Annotated in this window: 15 protein-coding genes and 6 tRNA genes; 3 read left to right on the forward strand and 18 right to left on the reverse strand. The window is 64.9% G+C overall.

Features of this window, described 5'->3' with window-relative positions:
* Nucleotides 1–221 precede the first annotated feature (221 nt).
* On the forward strand, nucleotides 222–1,613 hold the full coding sequence (locus IPM20_12765; GenBank protein MBK9132491.1) for an amino acid permease: 1,392 nt from the start codon (nucleotides 222–224) through the stop codon (nucleotides 1,611–1,613).
* On the opposite strand, the gene IPM20_12770 is transcribed toward IPM20_12765, so the two are convergent.
* From IPM20_12770 to IPM20_12785, 4 genes are read right to left on the reverse strand one after another with little or no spacing between them, the layout of a single operon-like run.
* Nucleotides 1,610–3,649 carry an ABC transporter ATP-binding protein gene (locus IPM20_12770; GenBank protein ID MBK9132492.1) on the reverse strand — a complete coding sequence of 680 codons (2,040 nt, stop codon included), beginning with the start codon at nucleotides 3,647–3,649 and terminating at the stop codon, nucleotides 1,610–1,612. The genes IPM20_12765 and IPM20_12770 overlap by 4 nt on opposite strands.
* A 13-nt stretch (nucleotides 3,650–3,662) precedes the next feature.
* Nucleotides 3,663–5,075, reverse strand: coding sequence for an ABC transporter permease (locus IPM20_12775; GenBank protein ID MBK9132493.1), 1,413 nt, complete (start codon nucleotides 5,073–5,075; stop codon nucleotides 3,663–3,665).
* A gap of 22 nt (nucleotides 5,076–5,097) precedes the next feature.
* Nucleotides 5,098–6,075 carry an ABC transporter permease gene (locus tag IPM20_12780; GenBank protein MBK9132494.1) on the reverse strand — a complete coding sequence of 326 codons (978 nt, stop codon included), beginning with the start codon at nucleotides 6,073–6,075 and terminating at the stop codon, nucleotides 5,098–5,100.
* 1 nt (nucleotide 6,076) lies between these two features.
* Entirely contained in the window at nucleotides 6,077–8,305 is a 2,229-nt protein-coding gene (locus IPM20_12785; GenBank protein MBK9132495.1) for an ABC transporter substrate-binding protein, read from the reverse strand.
* Between the two features lie 205 nt (nucleotides 8,306–8,510).
* Here IPM20_12785 and IPM20_12790 point away from each other — a divergent pair, with 205 nt between their 5' ends.
* Nucleotides 8,511–9,293, forward strand: coding sequence for an enoyl-ACP reductase (locus tag IPM20_12790; protein ID MBK9132496.1), 783 nt, complete (start codon nucleotides 8,511–8,513; stop codon nucleotides 9,291–9,293).
* 55 nt (nucleotides 9,294–9,348) lie between these two features.
* Entirely contained in the window at nucleotides 9,349–10,590 is a 1,242-nt protein-coding gene (locus IPM20_12795; protein MBK9132497.1) for a dicarboxylate/amino acid:cation symporter, read from the forward strand.
* Here the strand turns inward: IPM20_12795 and IPM20_12800 are convergent.
* From IPM20_12800 to IPM20_12865, 14 genes are all read right to left on the reverse strand, one after another.
* Nucleotides 10,587–12,491, reverse strand: a complete 1,905-nt coding sequence (locus IPM20_12800) for a SurA N-terminal domain-containing protein (protein MBK9132498.1) — start codon at nucleotides 12,489–12,491, stop codon at nucleotides 10,587–10,589. The genes IPM20_12795 and IPM20_12800 overlap by 4 nt on opposite strands.
* A 150-nt stretch (nucleotides 12,492–12,641) precedes the next feature.
* Nucleotides 12,642–12,718, reverse strand: a tRNA-Asp gene (locus IPM20_12805).
* A gap of 11 nt (nucleotides 12,719–12,729) precedes the next feature.
* Nucleotides 12,730–12,805 (reverse strand) — tRNA-Val (locus IPM20_12810).
* Nucleotides 12,806–13,060: 255 nt separating this feature from the next.
* Nucleotides 13,061–15,526, reverse strand: a complete 2,466-nt coding sequence (gene lon / locus IPM20_12815) for an endopeptidase La (GenBank protein MBK9132499.1) — start codon at nucleotides 15,524–15,526, stop codon at nucleotides 13,061–13,063.
* Nucleotides 15,527–15,680: 154 nt separating this feature from the next.
* Entirely contained in the window at nucleotides 15,681–16,970 is a 1,290-nt protein-coding gene (clpX, locus tag IPM20_12820) for an ATP-dependent Clp protease ATP-binding subunit ClpX (protein MBK9132500.1), read from the reverse strand.
* Nucleotides 16,971–17,117: 147 nt separating this feature from the next.
* Nucleotides 17,118–17,720, reverse strand: a complete 603-nt coding sequence (gene clpP / locus IPM20_12825) for an ATP-dependent Clp endopeptidase proteolytic subunit ClpP (protein MBK9132501.1) — start codon at nucleotides 17,718–17,720, stop codon at nucleotides 17,118–17,120.
* 126 nt (nucleotides 17,721–17,846) lie between these two features.
* On the reverse strand, nucleotides 17,847–19,142 hold the full coding sequence (locus IPM20_12830) for a trigger factor (GenBank protein MBK9132502.1): 1,296 nt from the start codon (nucleotides 19,140–19,142) through the stop codon (nucleotides 17,847–17,849).
* A gap of 297 nt (nucleotides 19,143–19,439) precedes the next feature.
* On the reverse strand, nucleotides 19,440–21,659 hold the full coding sequence (locus tag IPM20_12835; GenBank protein MBK9132503.1) for a patatin-like phospholipase family protein: 2,220 nt from the start codon (nucleotides 21,657–21,659) through the stop codon (nucleotides 19,440–19,442).
* Nucleotides 21,660–21,860: 201 nt separating this feature from the next.
* Complete coding sequence (locus tag IPM20_12840) at nucleotides 21,861–23,999, reverse strand: TonB-dependent siderophore receptor (protein MBK9132504.1); 2,139 nt, start codon at nucleotides 23,997–23,999, stop codon at nucleotides 21,861–21,863.
* Nucleotides 24,000–24,569: 570 nt separating this feature from the next.
* Nucleotides 24,570–24,645: transfer RNA gene (locus tag IPM20_12845), tRNA-Lys, on the reverse strand.
* Between the two features lie 61 nt (nucleotides 24,646–24,706).
* A tRNA-His gene (locus tag IPM20_12850) sits at nucleotides 24,707–24,782 on the reverse strand.
* 39 nt (nucleotides 24,783–24,821) lie between these two features.
* Nucleotides 24,822–24,898 (reverse strand) — tRNA-Arg (locus IPM20_12855).
* A gap of 61 nt (nucleotides 24,899–24,959) precedes the next feature.
* Nucleotides 24,960–25,036: transfer RNA gene (locus IPM20_12860), tRNA-Pro, on the reverse strand.
* A gap of 106 nt (nucleotides 25,037–25,142) precedes the next feature.
* Nucleotides 25,143–26,279, reverse strand: a complete 1,137-nt coding sequence (locus IPM20_12865) for an MFS transporter (GenBank protein MBK9132505.1) — start codon at nucleotides 26,277–26,279, stop codon at nucleotides 25,143–25,145.
* Between the last annotated feature and the right edge of the window lie 11 nt (nucleotides 26,280–26,290).

Here is a 26,290-nt window from a genome sequence, read left to right on the forward strand (position 1 = left end):
TCAGATAACCCTGAACTCTCAGGTCAGTGATCAATACATGCGCCCATCTGGCGCAACATTCGCCCCGGCGCGAACCGGTCCGCGACCACAGCACGAACGGATTTCACTCGATCAATGAATCACATAGCTTGCTCTGCTCAGACTTTCTGTCATTATTGCTCGCACAGGGGTTTCCCTTGGGCTCCAGTAATATCAATGCGCTGCGCAGAGGACCTTCCGTGATGAATCTCTTCCGAACCAAGGCAATCAACGCCGATATGTACTGCGACACCGGGCTGCGGCGCTGCCTATCCGCCTTCGACCTGACGATGCTCGGCATCGGCGCGATCATCGGAGCGGGCATCTTCGTGCTGACCGGAATCGCGGCGGCCACCAAGGCCGGGCCGGCCATCATGCTGTCCTTCGTACTGGCGGGGTTCGCCTGCGCCTTCGCCGCACTCGCGTACGCGGAGCTGGCCGCGGCGGTGGGCGGCTGCGGCAGCGCCTACGGTTACGCCTATGCTGGCTTCGGCGAATTCATCGCCTGGATCATCGGCTGGGACCTCATCCTCGAATACGGCGTCGCCACCGCGGCCGTCGCCATCGGCTGGTCGGGGTATCTGAACAACGCGCTCACAGCCATCGGCCTGCCGCTCCCGCCCGAGCTGACGCACGGCCCGGCGGAAGGCGGGCTCGTCAACCTCGCCGCGGCGGCGATCATCCTGGTGCTGGCGGTCCTGCTTGCCGTCGGCGTCCACTACAGCGCCCGCTTCAACGCCGCCATGGTGCTGATCAAGGTCAGCGCGATCGCCGTCTTCATCGCGGTCGCCTCCGGCCATGTCGACCCGGGCAACTGGGTTCCGTTCCTGCCCTTCGGCTGGGAGGGCGTGGCGAGCGGCGCGGCGCTGATCTTCTTCGCCTATATCGGCTTCGACGCCGTCTCGACCGCCACGGAGGAAACCGTCAACCCGCCCCGCGACGTACCGATCGGCATCATCGCCTCGCTCGGGGTCTGCACGGTGATCTACATCCTCGTGTCGGGGCTGCTGACCGGCATCGTGCCCTATCACACGCTCAACGTGGCCTCGCCGGTGGCGGACGCCCTGTTGCGCCTCGGCCACCAGTGGGCGTCCGCGGTGATCGCGGCCGGCGCGATCGCGGGCCTGACCACGGTGATGCTGGTGCTGTTCTACGCCCTTACCCGCATCTTCCTCGCGATGTCGCGCGACGGTCTGCTGCCGCCGGGCATCTCGCGCATCCACCCGGGGACGAAGACGCCGGTCCGCACCATCCTGGCCAGCGGGGTGGTCATGGCCGCCATCGCGGGATTCACCCCGATCGGGGACGTCGCCGAACTGGTCAACATCGGCACGCTGGCCGCGTTCGTGCTGGTGTGCGGCGGCGTCATCGCCCTGCGTCGCACCCACCCCGACCTGCCGCGCCCGTTCCGCAGCCCGTGGATGCCGGTCGCGCCGCTGCTCGGCATCGCCTTCTGCCTGTATCTGATGACCAGCCTGCCGCTGGTGACCTGGATCCGGTTCGTGGTCTGGCTGGCGCTGGGAATGGTGGTCTATTTCCTGTATTCGATGCGCCACAGCGCGCTGGCGCGTCCGCCGCAGCAAGGCCAGGGCTAGCAGCCGGCCTCGGCCGCTTCGTCGGCCTCGTACAGGAAACAGCGCACCGTATGCGACGCCCCGAACCGGGTGACCGCCGGATAGTGCGCCCGGCACTGCGCCGTGGCGTGCGGGCAACGCACATGGAAATGACAGCCTGAAGGCGGCCTCGCCGGTGACGGCAGGTCGCCTTCCAGCCGGATCACCTCGCGCCGGCTGGACTGATCGATCACCGGGATCGCCGACAGCAGGGCCTGGGTGTAGGGATGCCTGGGCGCACCGAGGACCTCGTCCACCGTGCCGTGCTCGACGATGCGGCCGAGGTACATCACCGCCACCTCGTCGGCAAGATACGCCACGACCGACAGGTTGTGGGTGATGAACAGATAGGACAGGCCCATCTCGTCCTGCAGCCGCTGTAGCAGATTCAGAATCTGCGCCTGCACGGAGATATCGAGCGCGCTGGTCGGCTCGTCGCAGATCAGCAGACGCGGGTTAACCGCCAGCGCGCGCGCGATGCAGATGCGCTGGCGCTGTCCACCCGAGAACTCGTGCGGATACCGCTGTAGGGCGTCGCGCGGGAGGCCGACCTGCTCGAGCAGTGCCTCGACACGGGCCCGACGCCGCGCCGCATCGGTTTCCAGCCCGAGCGCCCGCATGCCCTCCTCGATGATGTCCCCGACCAGCATGCGCGGGTTCATCGACGAATACGGATCCTGGAAGATGATCTGGAAATCGGAGCGCCGCCGGCGCAGCCGCTCGCCCTGGAGCGTGGTCAGTTCCTCGCCATCGAAACGGATGTTTCCGGCGGTGGGGCGGATCAACTGGAGAATGGCCTTGCCGATCGTGGTCTTGCCGCAGCCCGACTCGCCGACCAGGGCGACGGTGCGCCCGCGGCCGATGCTGAACGAGACGTCGTCCACCGCGTAGACTTGGCCGACGGCGCGTTTCAGCAGACCACGCCGGATCGGAAAATGCACCTTCAGCCCGTCCACCTCCAGCAACGGCTCGACCCGGACCGCGACGCGCTGCCGGTGCGCGACGGGCGCCGGCGGCGGGGCCGTGCGATCGGCGGGCTGGGTCAGCTCCGCATCGAGCAGATGGCAGCGCGCCGCCTGGCCCTCGGACACCCGGATCCAGCGCGGCATCACCTCGCGGCAGGTCTGCCAGGCGAAATCGCAGCGCTCGGCGAAACGGCAGGCGGTGAAGGTGCGCGCCAGCGAGGGCACCATTCCCGGGATCACCGCGAGAGGCTGCGCGCGCTTCTCGATCTCGGGCAGCGACTCGAACAGCTTGCGGCTGTACGGATGCCGGGGGGCGGCGAAGAACGGCCCGCGCGCACTCTGCTCCACGATCTGCCCCGCGTACATCACGGCGACCTGGTCCGCCATTTCCGACACCACGCCCAGATCATGCGTGATCAGCAGGATGGCCATGCCGCGCTCGCGCTGCAGGCGCCGCAGCAGCGCCAGGACCTGCGCCTGGATGGTGACATCGAGCGCGGTGGTGGGCTCGTCGGCAATGAGGAGATCAGGTTCCCCCGCCAGCGCGATCGCGATCATCACGCGCTGTTTCATGCCGCCCGACAGCTGATGCGGATATTCGCGCTCGCGCTGCGCCGGGTCGGCGATGCCGACCGCGTCGAGCAGCTCCAGCACCGTGCGCGTCACCGCCGCGCCCTTCAGTCCGCGATGCCGGCGCAGCGACTCGGCAATCTGCTCGCCGATCGTCAGCACCGGATTGAGCGAGGTCATCGGTTCCTGGAAGATCATCGCGATGCGCTTCCCGCGCACCCGGCGCATCGCGGCCTCCGACAGACCCAGCAGGTCCTCGCCGCCGAGCAGCACGCGCCCGCCGACGACGCGCCCGGCCGGGGCCGGAACCAGCCGCATCAGCGACAGCGCGGTCATCGACTTGCCGCAGCCCGACTCGCCCAGCAGGGCGAAGGTCTCGCCGCGGCGGATATCGAAGCTCACGTCATCGACCGCGTGCAGCACGCCGGCCCGCGTCTCGAAGCGGGTGCGCAGCCCTTCGACTCTCAGCAGCGGTTCGCTCATGCCGGCCCGCCGCTCAGCTGCCCCGCAGGCGCGGATCGAAGGCGTCGCGCACCGCGTCGGAAAACAGGTTCGCCGCCAGCACCAGGGCGAACATGAACATGAAGGCCGCGGCGAGCGACCACCACACCACCGGCTCGCGCGCCATCTCCAGCCGCGCCCCGTTGATCATATTGCCCCAGCTGTCGGTGGAGGGATCGACGCCGACGCCGACATAGGAGAGCACCGCCTCGGCCAGCACCAGGCCACTGAAATCGAGCACCACGGTGATCAGCACGATGTGCATCACATTCGGCAGCAGGTGGCGCGTCATGATGCGCAGGCGCGTGACGCCGAACGCCACCGCCGCCTGCACGTATTCGACCTCGCGCAGCTTGAGCGCCTCGCCGCGCAGCAGGCGGCACAGGCCGGTCCAGCTCGTCACCCCGAGTATCAGACACAGGAACAGCAGCCGCAGGTCGGCCCGCTCGGCGTCGGTCTGGAACAGCTCGGGATGGGTGTCGATGTAGACCTGCAGCATCAGGATGGCGGAGGCGATCAGCAGAACCCCGGGGATGGAATTGAGGGTAGTGTACAGGTATTGGATCAGGTCATCTATCCAGCCGCGCAGATAGCCGGCCATGATGCCGAGCAGCATGGCGAACGGCAGCATGACGAGCGTGGTGAGCGTACCGATGACGAGCGCCGTGCGGATGCTCTTGATAGCCTGATAGAACACGTCCTGTCCCACCTGGTCGGTGCCGAGCACATGATAGGCGCCCGCGAACGACGCCGTCGCCGCGATGAGCACGATGAGCACGCCCGCGGTGAGCAGTCCGGCGCGCCAGGGTATGCGCGTACGCCCGGCGGCGACCTGCGTCAGGGTGGAAACGAATCCCTCCGATCGGGCGCGCGCGACGGCGAATACCAGCATCGCCGCCAGCAGCAGCCACAGCGCGCCGCCCGCGGCGACACCGCCCAGCGCGCGCCGGACGATGTCCGCGAGCCGCCCGGCATCCGGATCGTCCAGGTGCGCGCCGCCGTGGCGCAGGCGCGGGTAATCCCACACCGTTACGCCGCCGGGGCCCTCCATCGCCTCGCGGGCGTAGAGCCGGGTCGCGAAGGGCGCCGAGTATGTCTTCTCCACGTTCTCCTTCAGCGGCCGCGCGATGATGTCGAGCGCGCTCAGCACCTCGACCGAGTAGTAGGTCTCCTGCACCTGCTCGCCGCGCTGTTCCAGCGCCGGGCGGAAATGCAGGGAATCGAGCAGGGCCACCATGACGTAGGCCGACAGGACCACCAGGGAAACGACCGCAAGACGGCTCTCCAGCACCCGCGCCCACGGGGCGCGCAGGTGCTCCCGCCCGCGCGCGTACCAGGCGAAGGCGAGCACCGCCGCGATCAGCAGGAACAGCAGGGCATCGGTCCAGAGAATGACGGGCTTGATCATGCGGTCTTGCGGCGTGCCTCGATCAGTTCAGGCGGACCCGGGGATCCACCAGGGTATAGGAGATGTCGGTCAGCATCAGGCCGACGATGTACAGCACCGATCCCAGGAACACCATCGAACGCACGACGGCGAAATCCTGCGTGTTGATCGCATCGATGGTATAGCTTCCCAGCCCCGGGATGCCGAAGAACGACTCCATGATCAGGCTGCCGAGAAACAGCAGCGGCAGCACCACCACCGCCCCGGTCAGGATCGGGATCAAGGCGTTCTTCAGCACGTGCTTGAACAGCACCGCGGTTTCCGGCACGCCTTTGGCGCGCGCGGTGCGCACGTAATCCTTGCCGATCTCCTCCAGGAAGATGGAACGGTACCAGCGGCTGCCCGAGCCGATGCCGCTGACCACCCCGATCAGCACCGGAAGAACGACGAACTTCACCGCGTTGAGGCCGTCGTCATAGCCCGAGATCGGCACCAGGTGCAGCAGCTTGCCGACCAGGTACTGGCCCGCGATGATGTAGAACAGTCCGGAGATCGACATCAGCACCACCAGGGTCACGACCGCGATGATGTCGACATACGTGGCGCGGAAAAAGGCGATCAGCAGCGCCACGGTGATATTGGTGAGCAGGCCGATGATAAATACCGGGATGGCGAGCGCGAGGCTCGCCCACATGCGCTGCCGGATGTCGTGTCCGATGTCGCGGCCGGCGTCCGAGGCGCCGAAATCGAACACGAACAGCCGCAGCGACTTGTCGAAGAAAATGGTGTCGGTCACCCTGGCCATGCCGGCGGCGGCGCCGTTGTAGAGCACCGGCTTGTCATAGCCGCGCTCCTGCTTCCACTGCTCCACGGCTTCCGGCGTCACATGCTTCATGCCGAGCTGCATGCGCGCCATGTCGTCGGGGGTATTGACCACGAAGAACAGCACGAAGGTGATGACGTTGACGCCGACCAGGATCGGCAGGGCGTACAGGGCGCGGCGCAGGATGTAATTCAGCATGTCACGACACCCCGGCCCGACCGCCCGCGGCCGGCGCACGGTACTGGCGCCGGACCAGGCTGATCGCCGCCGGCACGGCCAGTGCGAGCAGCAGGCCGAAGGCGAGCAACAGCGGCCACAGGATCGGGCGGTTCCACCCGGCGCGCAGGCGCTCGCGCAGCGCCGGATCGATGCGGCGGTACTTGAGCAGGTTGTTCGCCATCAGATTGGGCTTGGTGGGCGACGACCAGGCGTGATAAAGCACGAAGCTCTTGGGATGCAGTCCCCAGACCCACGGCGCGTCGCGCCGCGCGATGTCCACCATGCGGTCGATCAGCGCCTGGCGGCGCGGACCGTCCGCCATCGTCCTCATCTGCTCGAACAGGCGGTCGAACTCCGGGTTGGCGTAGTTCGCCGCGTTCTCGCCGTTGTGACGCGCCTTGCCATTGGGTCCGTAGAGCATGAACAGGAAGTTCTCCGGATCCGGGTAATCCGCGTTCCAGCCCCACATGAAGATCTGCGCATTGCCGTTGCGCATCTTGTCCTGGAAGCGGTTGTAATCGGTATTGCGGATCACCAGCTGGATACTGAGCTTCTCGAACTGCTTGCGGAACCACTCCAGGCGCGCCTTGTCCTCCGGGCCGCCGGCGGTGATGTCCAGGTTGAGCACCAGGGGCTTGCCGGTCTCGGCATCGACGCCGTTCGCATAACCCGCCTGCGCGAGCAGGCGCCGGGCCTCTTCCAGCGATTTGCGCCGCGGCCCGCCGTCCGCCCAGTCGTAGACGTAGGGATTGACCCCGGCCTCGCCCTCGACGTGCCCGAAGATTCCGGGCGGAATCGGCCCCTGCGCGGGGATGCCGCGCCCGTTGGTGAAGATCGAGATGAATTCCTCGTAGTCGAACGCGATCGAGATCGCCTGGCGCAGCAGGCGCTGGCGTTCGCCGTAGCCGCCGATCACCGGGTCGAGCATGTTGAATCCGGTGTAGAAGATCGACGTCCCCACCGCCGTGCGCAGGGAGATGCCCTTCTCCTTCATGCGCTCGGTGAGCGTGGCCTCGCCGCCCGGCCCCATGCGCACGGCCTGATCGAAACTGTCGGATGAGATCCCCGAGGTGTCGTAATAGCCCTGCAGGAATTTGTTCCAGTAGGGGATGGTCTCCTTCTCGAGGCTGAACACCACCTTGTCGATGAACGGCAGGCGCCGGCCCGCATCCTCGAGCAGTCCGGCCTCGCGGTCACCGGGATCACCGTCGTCCGGGTAGAACTCCTCGTGGAAGTTCGGATTGCGCTCGAGCACCATCCGCCGGTTGGGATTGTTCACCGTCAGCATGTAGGGTCCGGTGCCCACCGGGTACCAGTCGAGGGTCAGATTCTTCTCCTCCATCCCGGGCGCGGAATGGAAGCGGTCGACCTCGGGCGGGACAGGCGCGAAAAACGGCATCGCGAGCCAGTAGAGCAGCTGCGGATACTTGCCGTTGACCTTGATGCGATAGGTGTAACGGTCGACCGTTTCCGCCCCGGCGAGCGGATAGCGTTCGAGGTCGAGATAGACCGGCACGCCGCCCGCGGCGGCGCTCTGCTCGGCGTAAGCACGCGCCAGCTCCGCGGCATAGTCGCGCAGGCCGACGATATATTCCCCCATCAGCCCCAGGATCGGCGAATGCACGCGCGGGTGGGCCAGCCGCTTGATCTGGTAGACGTAGTCGGCGGCGACCAGTTCGCGCGTGCCGGTGCGGGCAAAATCGCCGAGCGCGTGGATCTGCGCGAGATCCCCGGGCGAGAGGTCCCGATAGACGGGATTCCCGTCCGCGTCGCGGGCGAAGGCCGGGTGGGGCTGGTAGTGAATGCCCGGCCGGATGTGGATCTCGTATACGCTGAAGGCGACCTCGGCGTCAGGCGCATCGTCCGGCAACGGCCGACCGTCGCGGTCGAGATACTGCGGCGTCGGCACTTCCCGGGCGGTGAGCGGTATCAGCGTGTAGGGCCGCTTCAGGTAATGGTATTGCAGCGGCGGCTCGTAGATCTGGCCGGTAAAGACCGCCTCGTTGGCGCTGTAGGATCGCGCGGGATCGAGGTGCTTGGGCCGCTCCTCGAAACTCGAATAGACGATATTGGCGCCGGCGTCGACGGCGGGATACGGGTCGTTCCAGGGCTGTTCGCCGCAGCCGGTGAGCATGGCGGCGACCAGAAGCACGGCGCATACCGCGCGTCGCGCGCGACTCCCGTCTCCGATCGATGCTGCGCTGCTCATGCCTGTTCCAACGACTCCGCTATCCGGGCGCGCGCCCGCCCGCGATCATTCGTAAATCCGGCAAATCCTGCTATCATCGCCGCCGGCCGCTCACCTGCATTCCCGCGGCGATTGGCGCGGGCGTGTCCGCGAGTGCTATATTACACGACAATTCGGCCGCGGCCGTCATCAGCGGAAAAATCACAACCAGCTTCGGGATATCGCCATGGCATTCCTCCAGGGAAAACGTGCACTGATCGTCGGCGTCGCGAGCAATCGCTCGATCGCATGGGGCATCGCGCAGGCGATGCGCCGTGAAGGCGCCGAACTCGCCTTCACCTATCAGAATGAAAAACTGCAGGGACGCGTCGAGTCGCTCGCCGCGGAAGTCCAGTCGGACATCACCCTGCCCTGCGACGTCGCCAGCGACCAGGAGATCGATGCCGCGTTCGAGCACCTGGCCCGGCGCTGGGACCATCTCGACATCATCGTGCATTCGGTGGCCTTCGCCCCGCGCGAGGAACTCGAAGGCTCCTACCTCGACAGCGTCACCCGCGACGGCTTCCGCACCGCGCATGAAATCAGCTCCTACAGCTTCGCCGCGCTGGCCAAATTCGGCCAGCGCCTGATGAAGGGGCGCAACGGCGCCCTGCTGACGCTGAGTTATCTCGGTGCCGTCCGCACCATCCCGAACTACAACGTTATGGGCCTGGCCAAGGCCAGCCTGGAGGCCAACGTGCGCTATATGGCGAGCAGCCTCGGTCCCGACGGGATCCGCGTCAACGCCATCTCCGCCGGACCGATCCGGACGCTCGCCGCCTCCGGCATCAGCAATTTCCGCCGTTTCCTCGATTACTCCGAGCAGAATTCCCCCCTGCGCCGCAACGTGACCATCGAGGAAGTCGGCAACGTCGGCGCGTTCCTCTGCTCCGATCTCGCCTCGGGCATGACCGGCGAGATCGTCTACGTGGACGCGGGCTACAACATCCAGGGGATGGCGCTGATCTAGCCGCGCGGGCCGGCCATGATCAGAGGCGCTCCGGCAGATCCGAAACTCCAGCGCGATGCCCCATAAGCATGCGCTCGCGGTACTGATCCTCACCGTCGTCGCCGTCGCGGGCGGAATCGCCGCGGGTTGGTACTGGGGCCCGGCGATGGACAGCGTGGCCTGGCTCGGCGCCCTGTTCCTGAACGCGCTCAAGATGCTGATCGTACCGCTCATCCTGGCGGCGGTGATCAGCGGCATCGCCTCGCTGGGTGACGTGCGCCGACTCGGGCGCATCGGCGGAGCCACCCTCGCGTATTATCTTTGCACCACCGCGATCGCCGTCCTCATCGGCCTGGTGATGGTGAACCTGATCCGCCCCGGAGACGGACTCCAGATCGGGGACGCGACGGTGCCGGAGAGAATCCTGGAAAAGCAGGACACCGGCGTCAGCGACATCCTGCTCTCGCTCATCTCGCCGAACCTGATCGCCTCCGCGGCGGATATGCAGCTGCTCCCCCTGATCGTGTTCGGCATCCTGTTCTCCGCCGCCCTGACCACGCTCGGCGCGCGCGGGGCGCGCGTGATCGAGTTTTTCGACGGCGTGAACGAGGCCATCATGACGCTGGTGACCTGGCTGATGTACTTCGCGCCGCTCGGCATTTTCGGACTGATCGCCGCGCGCCTGGGTTCGGCGGGCGGCGGCGCTGCCGTCGCGAACGAGATCGCGGCGGTGGGCTGGCACGTCGTCACGGTGCTCAGCGGACTGGCCATCCATTTCGTCGTGCTGCTGGCGATCCTGTTCTTCGTCGCCGGACGCGGCTGGGGCTACCTGGTCAACATGCTGCGCGCACTGATGACCGCCTTCGGTACCGCCAGCTCATCGGCGACGCTGCCGCTGACGATGGAGTGCGCGCGGGAGAACGGGGTCGACGAACGCAGCGTGCGCTTCGTGCTGCCGCTGGGCAGCACCGTGAACATGGACGGCACCGCGCTGTACGAAGCGGCCGCGGTGATGTTCATCGCACAGGCCTACGGGGTGGAACTCGGTCTCGGGGCGCAGGCGGTGGTCTTTGTCACCGCGACCCTCGCGGCGATCGGCGCGGCGGGGATCCCGGAGGCGGGCCTGGTGACGATGGTGATCGTGCTGAACGCGGTCGGCCTTCCGCTCGAGGGCATCGGCCTGTTGCTGACCGTGGACTGGTTCCTCGACCGCTTCCGCACCTCGATCAACGTCTGGGGAGATGCGGTCGGCGCGGCCGTGATCGACCGGTTGCTCAGGCGCGCCCCCGCCGGGAACCCCGCCGCGGGAACGGACTAAAGCCGGTCCTCGAACAGCGAGACCTTCGCGCGCGCGCGCATGGAAGCGGAGAGATCCGCGCTCTCGCGCTGCGCGTAACGACGCTGCAGTTCGCCGTGCTGGGCATTCCGCTCCACGTCCGTGACGGTCTTCAGATCCCCGTCGACGACCTCGTACAGCGCGATCACGGCATAATCCCCACCGCCGAGCGACACGCCATCGACCGCGGTGCGGTCCGGTGACGGCCGCGGCATGGCGAAGGCGGCATCCAGCACCTCGGACGGCACATCGGCGTCCTCGCGACCCAGCAGCATCGGCGCATGCCAGGCGGCAGCGGGGTACTCCTTCAGGATCGCATCGACCCCCTCGCCACCCTGCAGGCGTTCACGCATGGCCTTGCCCGCCTCCTCGGCGAGACGCTGCGCGCCCTGGTGGACGAGTTCGCGCCGGATGGAAGCCCGCACCTCATCCAGCGAGCGGTGCGTGGCCGGCTGCTTCTCGACGATGCGCAACACGACGACGCTTCCGCCGTCGAGCTGGAGCGCCTCGCTGTTGTTGCCGCCATCGATCACATCCTCGCCGAACGCGGCCAGACGGAAGTTTTCATTCGCGGCCACGCCCTCGCCCTGATCACGACTGAACAGACCGGTGGTCTGCACGGCGAGCCCGAGCTGCTCGGCAGCGAACTTCAGGCTTTCCGGGTGCTCGTAGGTCAGATTGGTCAGGGTTTCCGTCAGATCGAACATCTGCTCGTCGGCCTGGGTCTTCCGGTACTCCTCCGCGAGGCTGGCGCGCACTTCACTGAAGGGACGCTTGGAACCCGGCTTGATGTCCTCCAGCTCGATGATGTGCCAGCCGAACGGGGTGCGCACCGGCGCGCTGATCTCGCCTTTTTGCATCGCGAAGACCGTGTCCTCGAACGGGCCGACCATGACACCGCGGCCGAAGAAGCCGAGTTCACCGCCATCCTGGGCCGAACCCTTGTCGTCGGAATATTCACGCGCCAGCGCGGCGAACGATTCCCCTGCCGTAATGCGTGCGCGCAACTCCTCCGCGCGGGCCCGCGCGGCATCGGCGTTCGCACCGGAATCTTCCGTCGCCTTGATCAGGATGTGACGCGCGCGGCGCTCCTCTCCCTGGGTGAAGCTCGCGGCCTGCTCCTCATACAGCCGGCGCAGGGTCTCATCATCCACCTTGACGTCCTTCATCAGGCTGTCGCGGGAAAGCTGGAGGTACTCGGCCTTGACCCGCTCCGGCACCGCGAAGCGCTCGAGATTATCCTGATAGTACTTGCCAACCTCGGTCTCGGACGGCTCGACGCGGCCCGCATAATCCTCGGCGCTGACCTGGTAATATCCGATCTTGCGTCGCTGCTCGTTGAGGCGCAGCCAGCGGTCCAGCTCATGCCCCGTGACCAGAACGGTGTCCGTCACCCCGGCCGCCAGCTGAGCCGTCAGCAGGTCGCGGCGCACGTCGCTCTCGAACTGCTCCCGCGCCAGTCCGGCGCCGCGCAACATGCGATCATAGAGTTCGGGATCGAATTTGCCGTCGCGCTGGAACTGGCTGATGGCCCGGATCTGGCTGCCGACACGCGCATCGTCGACGCGGAAGCCCGCCTTGTGCACCGCCTGCACCATCGCCTCCGAGTTGACCAGGCCTTCGAGCACGGCGCGCTTGATCGCGGCCTCGTTCTGCGCGATAAAATCGTCACCCAGCATCTGCCGGCGCATGCCGAGCTCGCGCTGGTACACCTGCTGGAATTCCTGGGAGGAGATCGGACGCTTGCCGACCTCGGCGACCGGGAGCTCGCCGCCGCCCTGGAAATATTCATTGACTCCCCACAATGCGAAGGGGATGGTGACCAGGATGATGATGATCCAGGCGATGACGCCCTGGGCGTGATCACGGATGAATTGAATCATGACGAAAGATTCTTCCTGAGGTTGTTGCCGCACCAGCGTCCCGATCCGGACGTGGATCCGGGCCGGAAAGCTTGTGTGGAATCATGGCGACGATCAATCAAGGGCGCGCCCTGTGTGTACCCTCTCAGGGGCACCCTTTTTTGCGATAACTGGCGGAGTGGACGGGACTCGAACCCGCGACCCCCTGCGTGACAGGCAGGTATTCTAACCGGCTGAACTACCACTCCCAAAGATTGCATGGTGGGTGCTGAGGGGATCGAACCCCCGACATTCGCCTTGTAAGGGCGACGCTCTCCCAGCTGAGCTAAGCACCCGGAAAGATCGCCTATCATATGGCATCCACAGGTGCTTTACCAGCCGTCCCGACGTGCGCGCCCCGGGGTATTGAGCGCACCGTCACGTCTGCGCCGAGGCGCGGGCCATCGGGAACAAAATGCCCGCCTTTTATACCAATCGGCCTAAACCCCTGTCAAGCAAGGCGCCCGGGATTCGCATCCCGCAAAAAGGATCGCCCCCGGACGGCAACCGTCCGGGGGCGATAGAGGTATGGAAACGACTGTCGCGAGATCTCAGTGCGGGCGGATGTGGCCGCCCCGTTTCGAACGCGGGGATTTCTTGCGCGGTTCGATCTCGGGTTCGGCCTCCTTCTCCACCACGGGCGTCGGCATGTGCTGCAACGCCATCTGCCACACCTCGTCGATCCACTTCACCAAGCGGATATCGAGGTTCTGCTTGATGTTGCGCGGTATCTCAGCGAGATCGCGTTTGTTGTCCTCGGGGATCAGCACCACCTTGATGCCGCCGCGATGCGCCGCCAGCAGTTTCTCCTTCAGGCCTCCGATCGGGAGCACCTCGCCGCGCAGAGTGATCTCACCGGTCATGGCGACCGCCGCGCGCACCGGGATCCCGGTCAGCGCGGACACCAGCGCGGTGCACATCCCGATACCGGCGCTGGGTCCATCCTTCGGAATGGCGCCTTCCGGCACATGGATGTGGACATCGTGCTTCTGGTAGAAATCCGTCTCCAGACCCAGCATCGGGGCGCGGTTGCGCACCACGGTCATCGCCGCCTGCACCGATTCCTGCATGACCTCGCCGAGCTGCCCGGTGATGGTGAGCTTGCCCTTGCCCGGCACGACGGCGGATTCGATGGTCAACAGTTCGCCGCCCACCTCCGTCCACGCCAGCCCGGTGACCTGCCCGACCTGGTCCTGCTCCTCGGCCAGACCGAAGCGGAAGCGCTTCACCCCGAGATATTTGGCCAGGTTGCGCGAACCGACCACGGTGGCTTCATTGCCCTTGAGCAGGATCTCCTTCACCACCTTGCGGCCGATCTTGGAAATCTCACGCTCCAGGTTGCGCACGCCCGCCTCGCGCGTGTAATAGCGCACGATGTCGCGCACGGCGCCTTCGCTGATGGTGAGCTCGGATTCCTTGAGCCCGTTCGACTCGATCTGCTTCGGCACGAGATAACGCTCCGCGATACTGACCTTCTCGTCCTCGGTGTAGCCCGACAGCCGGATGACCTCCATGCGGTCGAGCAGCGGCGCCGGAATGTTCATGCTGTTGGCCGTGCACACGAACATCACATCGGACAGATCGTAATCGACCTCCAGGTAATGATCATTGAAGGTGTTGTTCTGCTCGGGGTCCAGAACCTCGAGCAACGCCGCGGCCGGATCGCCCCGGAAATCCATCGCCATCTTGTCGATCTCGTCGAGCAGGAACAGCGGGTTCTTGGTGCCGACCTTGGCCAGATTCTGAATGATCTTGCCCGGCATGGAGCCGATGTAGGTGCGGCGATGACCGCGTATCTCGGCCTCGTCGCGCACACCGCCGAGCGACATGCGCACGAACTTGCGATTGGTGGCGCGCGCGATGGAACGACCGAGCGAGGTCTTGCCCACGCCGGGCGGACCGACCAGGCACAGGATGGGCCCCTTGACCTTCTCGATGCGCTGCTGCACGGCGAGATATTCGAGGATGCGCTCCTTGACCTTCTCGAGGCCGTAGTGATCCTCTTCCAGCACCGCTTCCGCCCGCGACAGGTCGCGGCAGATCTTGGTGCGCTTCTTCCATGGCACGCTTACTATCCAGTCGATGTAGTTGCGTACGACGGTGGCCTCCGCCGACATCGGCGACATCATCTTGAGCTTGTTGAGTTCGGCGCTGGCCTTCTTCTTGGCCTCCTTCGGCATGCCGGACTTCTCGATCTTGCGCGTGAGCTCCTCGATCTCGTTGGGCACGTCCTCGAGCTCGCCGAGCTCCTTCTGGATGGCCTTCATCTGCTCATTGAGGTAATACTCGCGCTGACTCTTCTCCATCTGGCGCTTAACGCGGCCGCGCACGCGCTTCTCGACCTGGAGCAGGTCGAGTTCGGACTCCATGATCGCCATCAGCTTCTCGAGGCGCTCGCGCACGTTGAGCAGCTCCAGCAAGGACTGGCGCTCGTCGACCTTCAGGGTCATGTGCGCGGCGATGGTATCGGACAGACGGCCGACGTCCTCGATGCTGGCCAGCGACGACAGCACCTCGGGGGGAATCTTGTTGTTGAGCTTGACGTACTGATCGAACTGGTTGAGCACGGACCGGCCGAGCACCTCCGCCTCACGCTCGGACACCAGGGTCGATTTCAGCAGCGTGACTTCGGCGATGAACTGCTTGTCGGTCTCGATGTAACGCACGGTCTGCGCGCGCTCCAGCCCTTCCACCAGCACCTTGACGGTGCCGTCGGGCAGCTTGAGCAGCTGCAGGATCGTGGCGATGGTTCCGGTCCGGTAGATATCATCGGCCTTGGGATCGTCCAGGGCCGCGCTCCGTTGCGCGACCAGCATGATCTGCTTGTTGCCTTCCATCGCGCTGTCGAGGGCCTGGATGGATTTCTCGCGGCCGACGAACAGCGGGATGACCATGTGGGGGTAAACGACCACATCCCGCAGCGGCAGCACCGGCAGGATCTGCTGATCCGCCGGCAGGAGTTCCCGCGCGGTCGAAGGCTGATCAGAGGGGGGGGTGGACTTGTCTTTCTCCGCCATTTGGCTTTCCTCGGTTGGACCGACCGCACCCCGGGAGAACGAATTCCCTTTCCGGTGGCGCCGCGGTCAGCGTGGACTCAATAGCGTGAATATGCGGCCGCGCGCCGCCGTATTCAATCACATGGCCGCCGGTGGCGGCCATGTCGATGAATTATCACGAATCTTTTCTGCTGACCGAGGCCTGCTGATCGCCGCCCTCGTAGATCAGGATCGGCTCGGAGACCTCGTTGATCACGCCCTCGTCGACCACGACCTTGGCCACGTTCTCCTGCGAGGGCAGCTCGTACATGGTGTCGAGCAGCACATGCTCCAGGATCGAGCGCAGACCGCGGGCGCCGGTCTTGCGCTCCATCGCCTTGCGCGCGATGGCGGTCATGGCCTCGGGACGGAACTCCAGCTCGCAGGATTCCATCTCGAACAGCTTGCTGAACTGCTTGGTGATGGCATTCTTGGGCTCGGTCAGGATACGCACCAGCGCGTCCTCGTCCAGCTCGTCGAGCGTCGCGACCACGGGCAGGCGGCCGACGAACTCGGGGATCAGACCGTACTTGATCAGGTCCTCGGGCTCGACCGCATGCAGCCATTCGCTCACGCTCTTGCGGTCCTCCCTGCTCTTCACCTCGGCGGAGAATCCGATCCCGCCCTTCTCGGAACGGTCACGGATGATCTTGTCGAGGCCCGCGAAGGCGCCGCCGCAGATGAACAGGATGTTCGAGGTGTTCACCTGCAGGAACTCCTGCTGCGGATGCTTGCGCCCGCCCTGGGGCGGCACCGAGGCGATGGTGCCCTCGATCAGCTTGAGCAGGGCCTGCTGCACGCCCTCGCCCGAGACGTCGCGCGTGATCGACGGGTTGTCCGACTTGCGCGAGATCTTGTCGATCTCGTCGATGTAGACGATGCCGTGCTGCGCCTTCTCGACGTCATAGTCGCACTTCTGCAGCAGCTTCTGGATGATGTTCTCGACATCCTCGCCGACGTAGCCGGCCTCCGTCAGCGTGGTGGCATCGGCGATGGTGAACGGCACGTTGAGCAGGCGCGCGAGGGTCTCCGCAAGCAGGGTCTTGCCGCAACCGGTGGGGCCGATCAGCAGGATGTTGCTCTTGGACAGCTCGACCTCGTCCTTCTTGACGCCGGCCTCCAGACGCTTGTAGTGATTGTAGACGGCGACCGAAAGGATCTTCTTGGCGCGCACCTGGCCGACGACGTAGTCGTCCAGGATGCGGTTGATGTCGCGCGGCACGGGCAGCTTGCTGCCCTTCATGGCGGAGGACTTTTCCTGCACTTCCTCGCGGATGATGTCGTTGCACAGCTCGACGCACTCGTCACAGACGAATACCGACGGACCGGCGATCAGTTTGCGGACCTCGTGCTGACTCTTGCCACAGAAGGAACAGTACAGGAGCTTGTCGCCGTCACCACCCTTGTTGTGCTTGTCGTCACTCATAGACTACCCCGCTGGTCATGCACCACTGGAAACGTATTTCGTCATCCTCCAGAATCGACGCCGGCCACCCATCCGGGGCCGGCGCATCTTCCGTTTGCAGCCGCTACTACAGATATTGCGGGCGTCGTCTGCGAAATCCAACTGTCATCAGTCGGCGATCTGCCGGCTGCTCAGCACCTTGTCTATCAGACCGTACTCTACGGCTTCCGTTCCAGACATGAAATAGTCGCGATCGGTATCCACCCGGATGCGATCCATCGGCTGGCCGGTGTGCTTTTCCATGATCTGGTTCAGGCGGTCGCGCACGCGCAGGATCTCGCGCGCATGGATGTCGATGTCGGTTGCCTGGCCCTGGAACCCGCCGAGGGGCTGGTGGATCATCATGCGCGAATGCGGCAGACAGTAGCGCTTTCCCGCCGCGCCGCCGGCCAGCAGCAGGGCCCCCATGCTGGCGGCCTGCCCGATGCACATCGTGCTGACATCCGGCTTGACGAATTGCATGGTGTCGTAGATCGAGAGGCCGGCGCTCACCGAGCCACCGGGCGAATTGATATAGAAGTGGATATCCTTGTCGGGGTTCTCGGACTCCAGAAACAGGATCTGCGCCACCACCAGATTGGCGATATGGTCGTCGACCGGACCGACCAGGAAAATGACCCTCTCCTTCAACAGCCTGGAGTAGATGTCATAGGCCCGCTCACCGCGCGCCGACTGCTCAACCACCATCGGAACCAGATTCATACTTGTCATTCTGCCTTCCTAATCTTCTTTCAGCATATCGGTCATGGGGTATGGGCCCTTTAACGGCACATTTTACCCCTAAAATACCCCGCAAGGCAGGCTTGACATGCAAATTCCCCGCCCGCCGGCGCGCCGTCAGAGCGTACGGCGTTCCCGGAGCAGCGACGCGAAGCTGGTCTTCTCGTCGGTCACCTGGGCCTGGCCCATGATCCAGTCGACGACCTGGTCTTCCAGCACCAGCTGCTCGACGGTGGAAAGACGGTTGCGGTCGGCGTAGTACCACTGGATCGCCTCGGCCGGGTTCTCGTAACTCGACGCCAGCGACTCCACGCGGGCGCGCACCTGCTCGGGAGCGGCCCTGAAACGCTGCTCCCGCACGATCTCGCTGACCAGCAGGCCGATCTGCACGCGACGCCGTGCCTCGGTCTCGAAGGAGGGCTGATTGAGCTTGATCTCGGACTCCGGGACCCCCTGGCCGAGCAGGTTCTGCCGCGCCTGCTCCATCATGAGCGCGGCCTGTTGCTCCAGCTGGGCGCGCGGCGCCTCGATGGGATTATTCTTCAGCAGGGCCTCCAGCGCGCGCGCCTTGATCTTGGAACGGATGGCCTCCGCCATCTCATCCTGCATGGTGCGGCGCAGTTCCTGCCTGAACGACTCCAGCGTGCCGTCCTTGATGTCGAAGGAGCGGATGAATTCCTCATTGACCTCGGGCAACTTGAACTCGGACACGACCTCGACCTTCAATTCGAAGTGCGCCGTTCTGCCCGCCATCAGCCTGACCGGGTAGTCGTCGGGGAAGCGCAGATCCAGGGTCCGCGAGTCGCCGCGTCCCGCCCCGATCATCGCCTTCTCCAGGTCCGGGAATACGCCGGCCCCCACCACGATCTCCTTCTGCGTCTCGCCCACGAAGGGCTGGTCATCGATGGTGCCGCTCACCGTCACCCGATCGCCCTCCCGGGCCGCGCGCTCGACCGGCACGGCCTCCGCACGCTGGCGGCGCAGATTATCCACCATGGTGTCCACATCCTGCTCGGAGATCTCGGCGACCGGCCGCAGGATGCTTACGCTACCCAGCGGCGCGAGCTCGACCTTCTCCATCACCTCGAAGATCGCCTCGTACTCCAGGTCGTGGCCGGGCTCCGCCACCCGCTGCTGGAAGCGCGGGAAACCGGCGAGCTTCAGGTTCTGGCGACTCACCGCCTCGTAGAAGGTGCTGCGCGTGATGTCATTGAGCACATCGCTGCGTACACTCGGACCGTAGCGGTTCTCCATGACCTTGAACGGCACCTTACCGGGCCGGAAGCCTTTCAGCTTCACCGTCCGGGACAGATTCTTCAGGCGGCTCAGGACTTCACTCTCAATGCGCTCCGCGGGCACCGAGACCGTCATCCGTCGCTCCAGCCCTTGCGTAGTCTCAACCGAAACCTGCATGGCACGACCTCATTAATTATGAGAAATATATGGTTAGTTAATACCGACTGAGGAATCGACCGGACGCAGTTCCCCCGCCGCACGGACCGGGGCGCGTTGAATTCCAGGATGTTCGGTATAGATTTAGATGAATTCTCCCACAGACGCCCTACGGGTGGAAAGGACTGCCTTGCCGGGCGGGCCCGCGCACGCGCCCTCAGGGGCTGACGGCGCGCAGGAAACCGTCCCGCTATTATACAAGGTTCGAGGAAAAACATCGGGCCAATGCACCAGCGGCGCCCGCCCGATCCCCGGCAGTCAGCGGAATCGCTGGCCCAGGAAAATCGACAGGCTGCGGTCCCCCTCCTCCGTGGCGCCGTAACTCAGATAGGCCGGACCGAGCGGTGTACGCGCCCCGATGAACACGCTGCCGGCCCCGATGGCGTCGGACCAGGAGATATTGTCCCGATCGAGCCAAACATTCCCGCGTTCCAGAGACAGACCGAGATAGACCGGCACCCCGAGCGGCAGTGGGCCGTCCTGGTCCAGCCGCCGGTACAGAATACCGCGCAGCAGGGCGCGGTGACGCCCGAACCGCGACCGGGGCGGCAGACCGGAGAGTTCCAGAAAACCTCCGATGAACGGAATGTCGACGAAATCCGCCTCATCGCTGTCGCTGATCGCGGTATCGCCCTCCAGCAGATAGGTGTTGCGCCCGGACGTGACCGCGAGCGTGAAATCGGTCAGCACGCGGCCGAAATCCTCGTCCGCACCGAGACCGGAATCGTGCGCTTCACGGGTAACACTCCAGCGCGCGCCTTCACTGGGAAACCCCAGGTCATCGAGTGAATCCCAACCGATACGCACGAAATAGAACCCGTCCTGGTAGCTCTGGTCGCTGCCCTGATTCACCACGTCGAGCCCGCTCAGAAAGTCCAGGGTGCCGTATTCACGCACCGCGCCGAGGCGGATCTCGGCGACCTCCCGCCACAGCAGACGCCCGACGGACAGCGCGATCCAGCGGTCACTCTTGCGGTAGCGCGAGAGCGGCTGCTCCTGGAGGTCGTCCACGTAGAGGTCGAATGCATCGGCGGCATAGCCCGCGGCCGGCTCGATGAAATAACGCAATCCGGGATCAAGCGGCTGCAGGAAGCGTAATTCTACCTCCGGGGTCGTACCGAGCTGTATGCGCGTGAAGGCGGTGCCGCCATAGCGGTTGAGTCCGGCGGAGCGCAGGCTGGCGGACAGGCCGAACTGGCTGTTGCCCCTGAAATCGTCCTGCAGTTCCAGCCCCAGCTTCAGCCAGTTGTTGCCGGATTCCCGCGCCACGCACCTCACCTCGATCCCCTTCGCTCCGTCGCGCTCGACGATGCGGTAACGCACCAGGCTGAAGTAATCGAGCCCGTACAGTCTGGTGATGTCATTCTCGATCAGGACCCGGTCCAACGGCTGTCCGAGCGGCTGGCGAATCAGAGACCGCACCACGTTATCACTCACCGGACTGTTATTGACCACGCGGATGAAACCGATCACCGGCTCGTGGCGCGCGCGGTCCGGTTCCGTAGCGCCGCCCTCCACGGAGACATCTCCCGTCACACCCAGTGCGGCCACCGCCGCATCGATGCCCGCCCGGATGATGCCGTCGGCCTGGTCGAACGCGGTCGAGCTGTAACCCTGCAAGTCGGGCACGATCAGCACATCGCCCTGCCGCATGTTCTCGCGCTGTCTCACCGTGTTCAGTCGGACCAGAAAGCCCATGGTCTGATTGGCCACGGTAAAGACGGAGTTGAGTTCGTCACGTTTGCGCAGCGGCGCGGACACATCGACCGCTATGATGAAATCCGCCCCCATGGCGCGCGCGACGTCCACCGGCATATTGTTGGCGATGCCGCCGTCGACCAGCAGCCTGCCGTCACGCTCGACCGGCGCGATAGCCCCCGGGACGGACATGCTCGCGCGCACGGCGGAAGCCACGTCGCCGCGATCGATCACCACCTGTTCACCGGTTTCGAGGTCCGCGGCCACGGCGGCGAAGCGCAGCGGCAACTGGCTGAATTGCAGCGGCTCGCCGCGTTCCTCAAACATCTGGTCGAGCAGTTGCTCCAGGTGTTGGCCTTCGATCACCCCGCGCGGAAAGGCGATCCCGGCGCGGGTGATCGACATCCGGAAATCCGCCGTCATGCCGGCCTCGAGTTCCCGGAACGTATAGGGCTGGTAGCGGCGCGGCGAGGCGTCGCTGAGCGCCTGCCGCCAGTCCATGCCGCGCGCGAGCCGTTCGATCTCGTCGGCGGAGCGGCCCGTGGCGTATAACGCACCAATGATGGAACCCATGCTCGTGCCGGTGATGATCGCGGGCCGGATGCCCTGCGATTCCAGCACACGGATGACGCCGACATGGGCAAGGCCGCGCGCCCCGCCACCGCTGAGCACCAGTCCGACGCGCGCGCCGGGCGGGATCTCGAACGAATCGGCCGTGGCGAGGGCGCCGTAGAAAACGGCGCAGATCACAACAGCGGAGAGCACTCTGCGGCGGTTCATGTCGACGATCCGGGGCTCCCGGCGCGGGTAGCGAAGATCTGCCGAGAATAGCGCCGGTCAATCGCAAATGAAAGCCGGCGGGACGCGGCAACGCTCCGCCGGGGAATGACTCGGCACAGAAAGAAATCGAAGATTACGGAACGACGTCACGCGGCGGGAGCGATCCGCATCCCGCCGCCATGGCTCACCACAATCGCAGCGTCAGAACCGGTAGCGGGAGTTCGCCGTCACCTGCAGACGCTCACCGTATCCACAGTCGGCCCCTTCATAGCGGCACCACGAGATATAGGTCTTGTCGGCGAGATTCTTCGCATCGAGGCTGAAATCCCAGGGCCCGGTTTCGTACCCGATCATGGCGTCGTACAAGGTGACGGATGGCACCTTCGGCGAGGGACCGCCGCCCAGGTCAAAGCCCAGATTATCGCCGGTGTAACGCACACCGAATCCCGCCCGGATCCCGCGGGGGAAGTGATAACTGATCCACGACGACGCCAGCCGCTCCGCCACGAACGGCAGACGCTCGCCGGACTCCCCATCCTCGGCGCTGAAGTCGGTGAGATTCACCAGCAGTTCCAGCTGCTCCCACAGCTTCCTCACCTCGAGCTCCCACCCCTCGATCACCGCGCCCGTCTGCGTGACGCCGCCGGGCGTCAGGCCGTCGCTGACGCGATTTTCCTGTTCGATGTCGAAGTAGGCGAAGGTGACGGCCAATGCCTGATCGCGCGAAAGGTATTTCACCCCCGCCTCCACCTGCTCCCCCGTCGTCGGCTCGAGCGTGTTACCGAATCCGTCATCACCGTTCGGGACGAAGGATTCCGAGTAGCTGACATACGGGGAGGCGCCCGAATCGAACCGATACATCAGCCCCACGCGCCCGGTCGTCGCATCCGACTCATGCGTCTCATCGGGTCCGCTGAGACTGAGCGTCGTATCCTCGGTCTTATCGTGCCGCAAGGCCGCGGTGACGATGGCGCGGCCGATATCGACATGATCGATCAGATAGAAACCGGTCTGTTTCAGGGCGCTGTCCGCCAGATCCGCCGGCGTGAACCCGGTGGCAAGATTTCCGTACACCGGATTGTAGAGATTGATGGGGCCGCCATCCCCGGAAAAGGTATTGTCTCCGTTCCACTGTGCATCCTGATAGTCGATCCCGACGGCCAGCCGGTGCGTCGTAGCGCCGACGTCGACCCCACCCTCCACGCGGGCGTCGAAGGCGAGCACCTCGGTGTCCCTGTCCACCGCGTAAATCGTCCTTTGCGCCGTGCCGTCGTCCGCGGGCACGGTGGGAATGGATATCCAGTGCTCGCGCGTCTCGGTGGCGGATTCGGTGGAGCGCAGGATGGACGCGAATTTCCAGTCCTCGTTGATCCGGTGATCGAACATGACGGTCAGATCCTGCCGCTCCCTGTCATAGCGGTCCCAGCCGGGCTCTCCCACGAAGGTATTGGTGGGTATCTGGCCCAGGGGCGCCGGGTCGATGGTCCCTTTCGAGGGCAGGAACTGTGCGGAAACCTGGCCCTCCGTTTCCTGCAGGTTCGCCAGCACGGTCAGGGACGTCGCCTCATTGGGCCGCCAGGTGATGGCGGGCGACACCACATAGCCGTCGTCGGCGACATGATCCACCTGGGTATCGCTGTCGCGCGTCAGTGCGATCAGACGGTAGAGGAACTTTCCTTCCCGGTCGATCGGCCCGGTGACGTCCGCGGCCACTTGCCTGCGATCGTAGGAGCCGAGCTGGGCCCAGATCTCCCCCTTCGATTCCGCCTGCGGCACTTTCGAAACGGCGTTGACGATACCGCCGAGCTCGCTTTGGCCGTATAAAACCGAGGTCGGGCCTTTCAGCACCTCTATGCTTTCCAGGGTGTATATATTGGTGCGTACGTTGTTATAGAACCCGTAGATCGAACGCAGGCCATCCTGGTAATTATTCGCGTCGAGCCCGCGCACCGATGTCCAGTCGCCGCGCGTATCGAAACCGTACTGTCCGGCATAAACGCCAGAGGAATACAGCAGTGCGTCCTGGATGTTTTTCGCCCCACTGTCGGCCATGAATTGCTGGTCGACCACCGTGACCGAAAAAGGTGTTTCCATGACGGGCGCATCGATCTTGCTTCCCTCCGCCTTGCGGGACGCCGTCTTTTCGATGATCGAACCGCCTTGCTGACCGTCCGCCTCCACGGTCACTTCCTCGAGAATCACGGCATCCTCATCGGCGGAATACGCGCCCGGCGCGAACAGCAAGGACGCTGTCGCGGACAGCGCCAGCACCCCCGCCGACAGCGGCCTGAACTTGAAGCCTGTTATCGTTTTTGACGACTGATATCGCTGCGAATGCATGTACATCGAAAGCCTCCCCAATGAATACCCCGTTGATCAGCACCGCCGCTGAACGGCGGGCCATGGAACTGCGGCGAGATCAGGCGGTATAGAGGCGAAACGGCCCGTGCGCGCCGAAACGGCGCGGGGGTCATCTGCGAATACAACATCGGGACCTCCCTGACAGAGATGCCCAACCTGATATCGCTATCACTGGCTGGCTGTCTCCGCCGGAGGCAGATTGGCTGGCTGTCCGTTCGCGCGCGGAATCCGCGACACCGGGACGGACTATGTGGTCAAAATCAACTTGCCTTTGCTTGTAACACGACACCAGTGTATGGAAACACTCGCGCGCGCCGGACTATTATGAATGATAATAATTATTATTCAAGTCCCAAAGGAAAATGATACGACGCTGACTCGCGGGCTCGATCTCCCGCCGCGCAGGACCCGGAGAAGTCCCGGTGGAGGTGGACACGGCTGAAACCCCGGCGCCCCCTGTCGCGCCGGCGCCGGGCGGTCGACGGAAATAAAAAAACCCGCGGTGAGCGGGTTCTTCAGGGTTTCCAGGATCTCAAAAAACCACCATATTGGTGGGCCGTGTAGGGATCGAACCTACGACCCGCTGATTAAGAGTCAGCTGCTCTACCAACTGAGCTAACGGCCCTGATTACAAGCTTAGGACGGAAACCGCCGGACACCCGCGCGATACCTGTCACTCAATAAAATGGGGTGAACGATGGGGATCGAACCCACGACAACCGGAATCACAATCCGGGGCTCTACCGACTGAGCTACGTTCACCATCATTCATTCCGGCAGCGCCATCTCACGGCACGAAAATGGCGCGCCCGGCAGGACTCGAACCTGCTACCCTCGGCTTAGAAGGCCGATGCTCTATCCAGATGAGCTACGGGCGCAGGCTGAGGCACCACCCTGATCCATCCGTACCACCGGTGCCTGGCTGCCGGCGTATCTGTTTGGTCGGGGTAGAGGGATTCGAACCCCCGACATCCAGCTCCCAAAGCTGGCGCGCTACCAGACTGCGCTATACCCCGTAGTACCGGGGTGTGAGCATAACGGGGTCGCCCGGCCGCCGCAAGGATGGGGATGATACGCCGTAGCCCACGGCGCGTCAAACCTCCACGCGGCCGCGTGGCCGTGTCACTCGACCGTTGTCAGCGCGCGCCGGGCGATCAGCAGGGCCGCCGCGGCGAGCGCGGCGGCGGTCAGGAACGCCGCCGTCGCCCCGCCGCCCGCGGCGCCCCACAGATAGCCGGCATACAGGCTCCCCACCGCGCCGCCCGCCCCGAAGCTCAGGCTGCTGTAGAGTGCCTGGCCGCGACCCTGGTGACGACCGGTGAAGGACTTGTGGATCAGGGTGATGGCCACGGCATGGTAGACACCGAAACTGGCGGCGTGCAGCGTCTGCGCAAAGACCAGCGCCGCGAGACTGTCGACGAAATACGCGATCAGCAGCCAGCGCAGCACGGTCAGTGCCAGGCTCGCCAGCAACAGGCGGCGCGCACCGAAGCGCGGCAACCACCGGTGCATCAGCATGAACACCGCGACCTCGGCGATCACGCCGAGCGCCCATAACTGTCCGATCAGCCAGCGCGCGTAGCCATGCTCCTCCAGATAAATGGAATAAAAGCCGTAGTACGGCCCGTGGCTCGCCTGCATCAGGAAACACACCAGCAGCAGCGTCGCCACCTGCGGGCGGCGCAGCACCTCCCACAAACGGGTGCGCTCGTGATGCGCCGGCTCGATGTGCTGATCCGGCACCAGCAGTGTGGAGATCCAGATCGCCGCGTACAGCGCGACGAGCACCCAGGGCAGCAGGCCCGCGTCATAGCGTCCGAGCAGCGGACCGAGCGCGGCCACGGCGGCGATGAATCCGATCGAGCCCCACAGCCGGATGCCGCTGTAGCGATGGGAATCCGCGCCGAGCCGGCTCATGGTCACCGCCTCGAACTGCGGTAGCGCCGCGTTCCAGAAAAAACTGAACAGGACCATCACCCCCGCCATCCACCAGAAGCCCTGGCCGAAGAACACGCCGCAGAAGGCGATCACCGCCAGCAGCGACGCCGAGCGCACCACCGCCATGCGCCGCCCGGTGTGGTCGGCGATCCAGCCCCAGAGGTTGGGCGCGACGATCTTGGTCGCCATCAGCAGGGCGAGCAACTCACCGATGTCGCCCGGGGAAAAACCGAGCGACTTGAGATAGATCCCCCAGTACGGCAGCAGCGCGCCGAGGGCGGCGAAATAGAACAGATAGAAGCCGGAGAGACGGAAGTACATTACCGGGCAAG

Source organism: Gammaproteobacteria bacterium (assembly GCA_016716465.1).
GTDB lineage: Bacteria > Pseudomonadota > Gammaproteobacteria > SZUA-140 > SZUA-140 > JADJWH01.

Coding starts and splice junctions, on each gene's coding strand:
- IPM20_12765 (MBK9132491.1), top strand. CDS start 222: ATGAATCTCTTCCGAACCAAGGCAATCAACGCCGATATGTACTGCGAC.
- IPM20_12770 (MBK9132492.1), bottom strand. CDS start 3,649: ATGAGCGAACCGCTGCTGAGAGTCGAAGGGCTGCGCACCCGCTTCGAG.
- IPM20_12775 (MBK9132493.1), bottom strand. CDS start 5,075: ATGATCAAGCCCGTCATTCTCTGGACCGATGCCCTGCTGTTCCTGCTG.
- IPM20_12780 (MBK9132494.1), bottom strand. CDS start 6,075: ATGCTGAATTACATCCTGCGCCGCGCCCTGTACGCCCTGCCGATCCTG.
- IPM20_12785 (MBK9132495.1), bottom strand. CDS start 8,305: ATGAGCAGCGCAGCATCGATCGGAGACGGGAGTCGCGCGCGACGCGCG.
- IPM20_12790 (MBK9132496.1), top strand. CDS start 8,511: ATGGCATTCCTCCAGGGAAAACGTGCACTGATCGTCGGCGTCGCGAGC.
- IPM20_12795 (MBK9132497.1), top strand. CDS start 9,349: ATGCCCCATAAGCATGCGCTCGCGGTACTGATCCTCACCGTCGTCGCC.
- IPM20_12800 (MBK9132498.1), bottom strand. CDS start 12,491: ATGATTCAATTCATCCGTGATCACGCCCAGGGCGTCATCGCCTGGATC.
- lon (MBK9132499.1), bottom strand. CDS start 15,526: ATGGCGGAGAAAGACAAGTCCACCCCCCCCTCTGATCAGCCTTCGACC.
- clpX (MBK9132500.1), bottom strand. CDS start 16,970: ATGAGTGACGACAAGCACAACAAGGGTGGTGACGGCGACAAGCTCCTG.
- clpP (MBK9132501.1), bottom strand. CDS start 17,720: ATGACAAGTATGAATCTGGTTCCGATGGTGGTTGAGCAGTCGGCGCGC.
- IPM20_12830 (MBK9132502.1), bottom strand. CDS start 19,142: ATGCAGGTTTCGGTTGAGACTACGCAAGGGCTGGAGCGACGGATGACG.
- IPM20_12835 (MBK9132503.1), bottom strand. CDS start 21,659: ATGAACCGCCGCAGAGTGCTCTCCGCTGTTGTGATCTGCGCCGTTTTC.
- IPM20_12840 (MBK9132504.1), bottom strand. CDS start 23,999: ATGCATTCGCAGCGATATCAGTCGTCAAAAACGATAACAGGCTTCAAG.
- IPM20_12865 (MBK9132505.1), bottom strand. CDS start 26,279: ATGTACTTCCGTCTCTCCGGCTTCTATCTGTTCTATTTCGCCGCCCTC.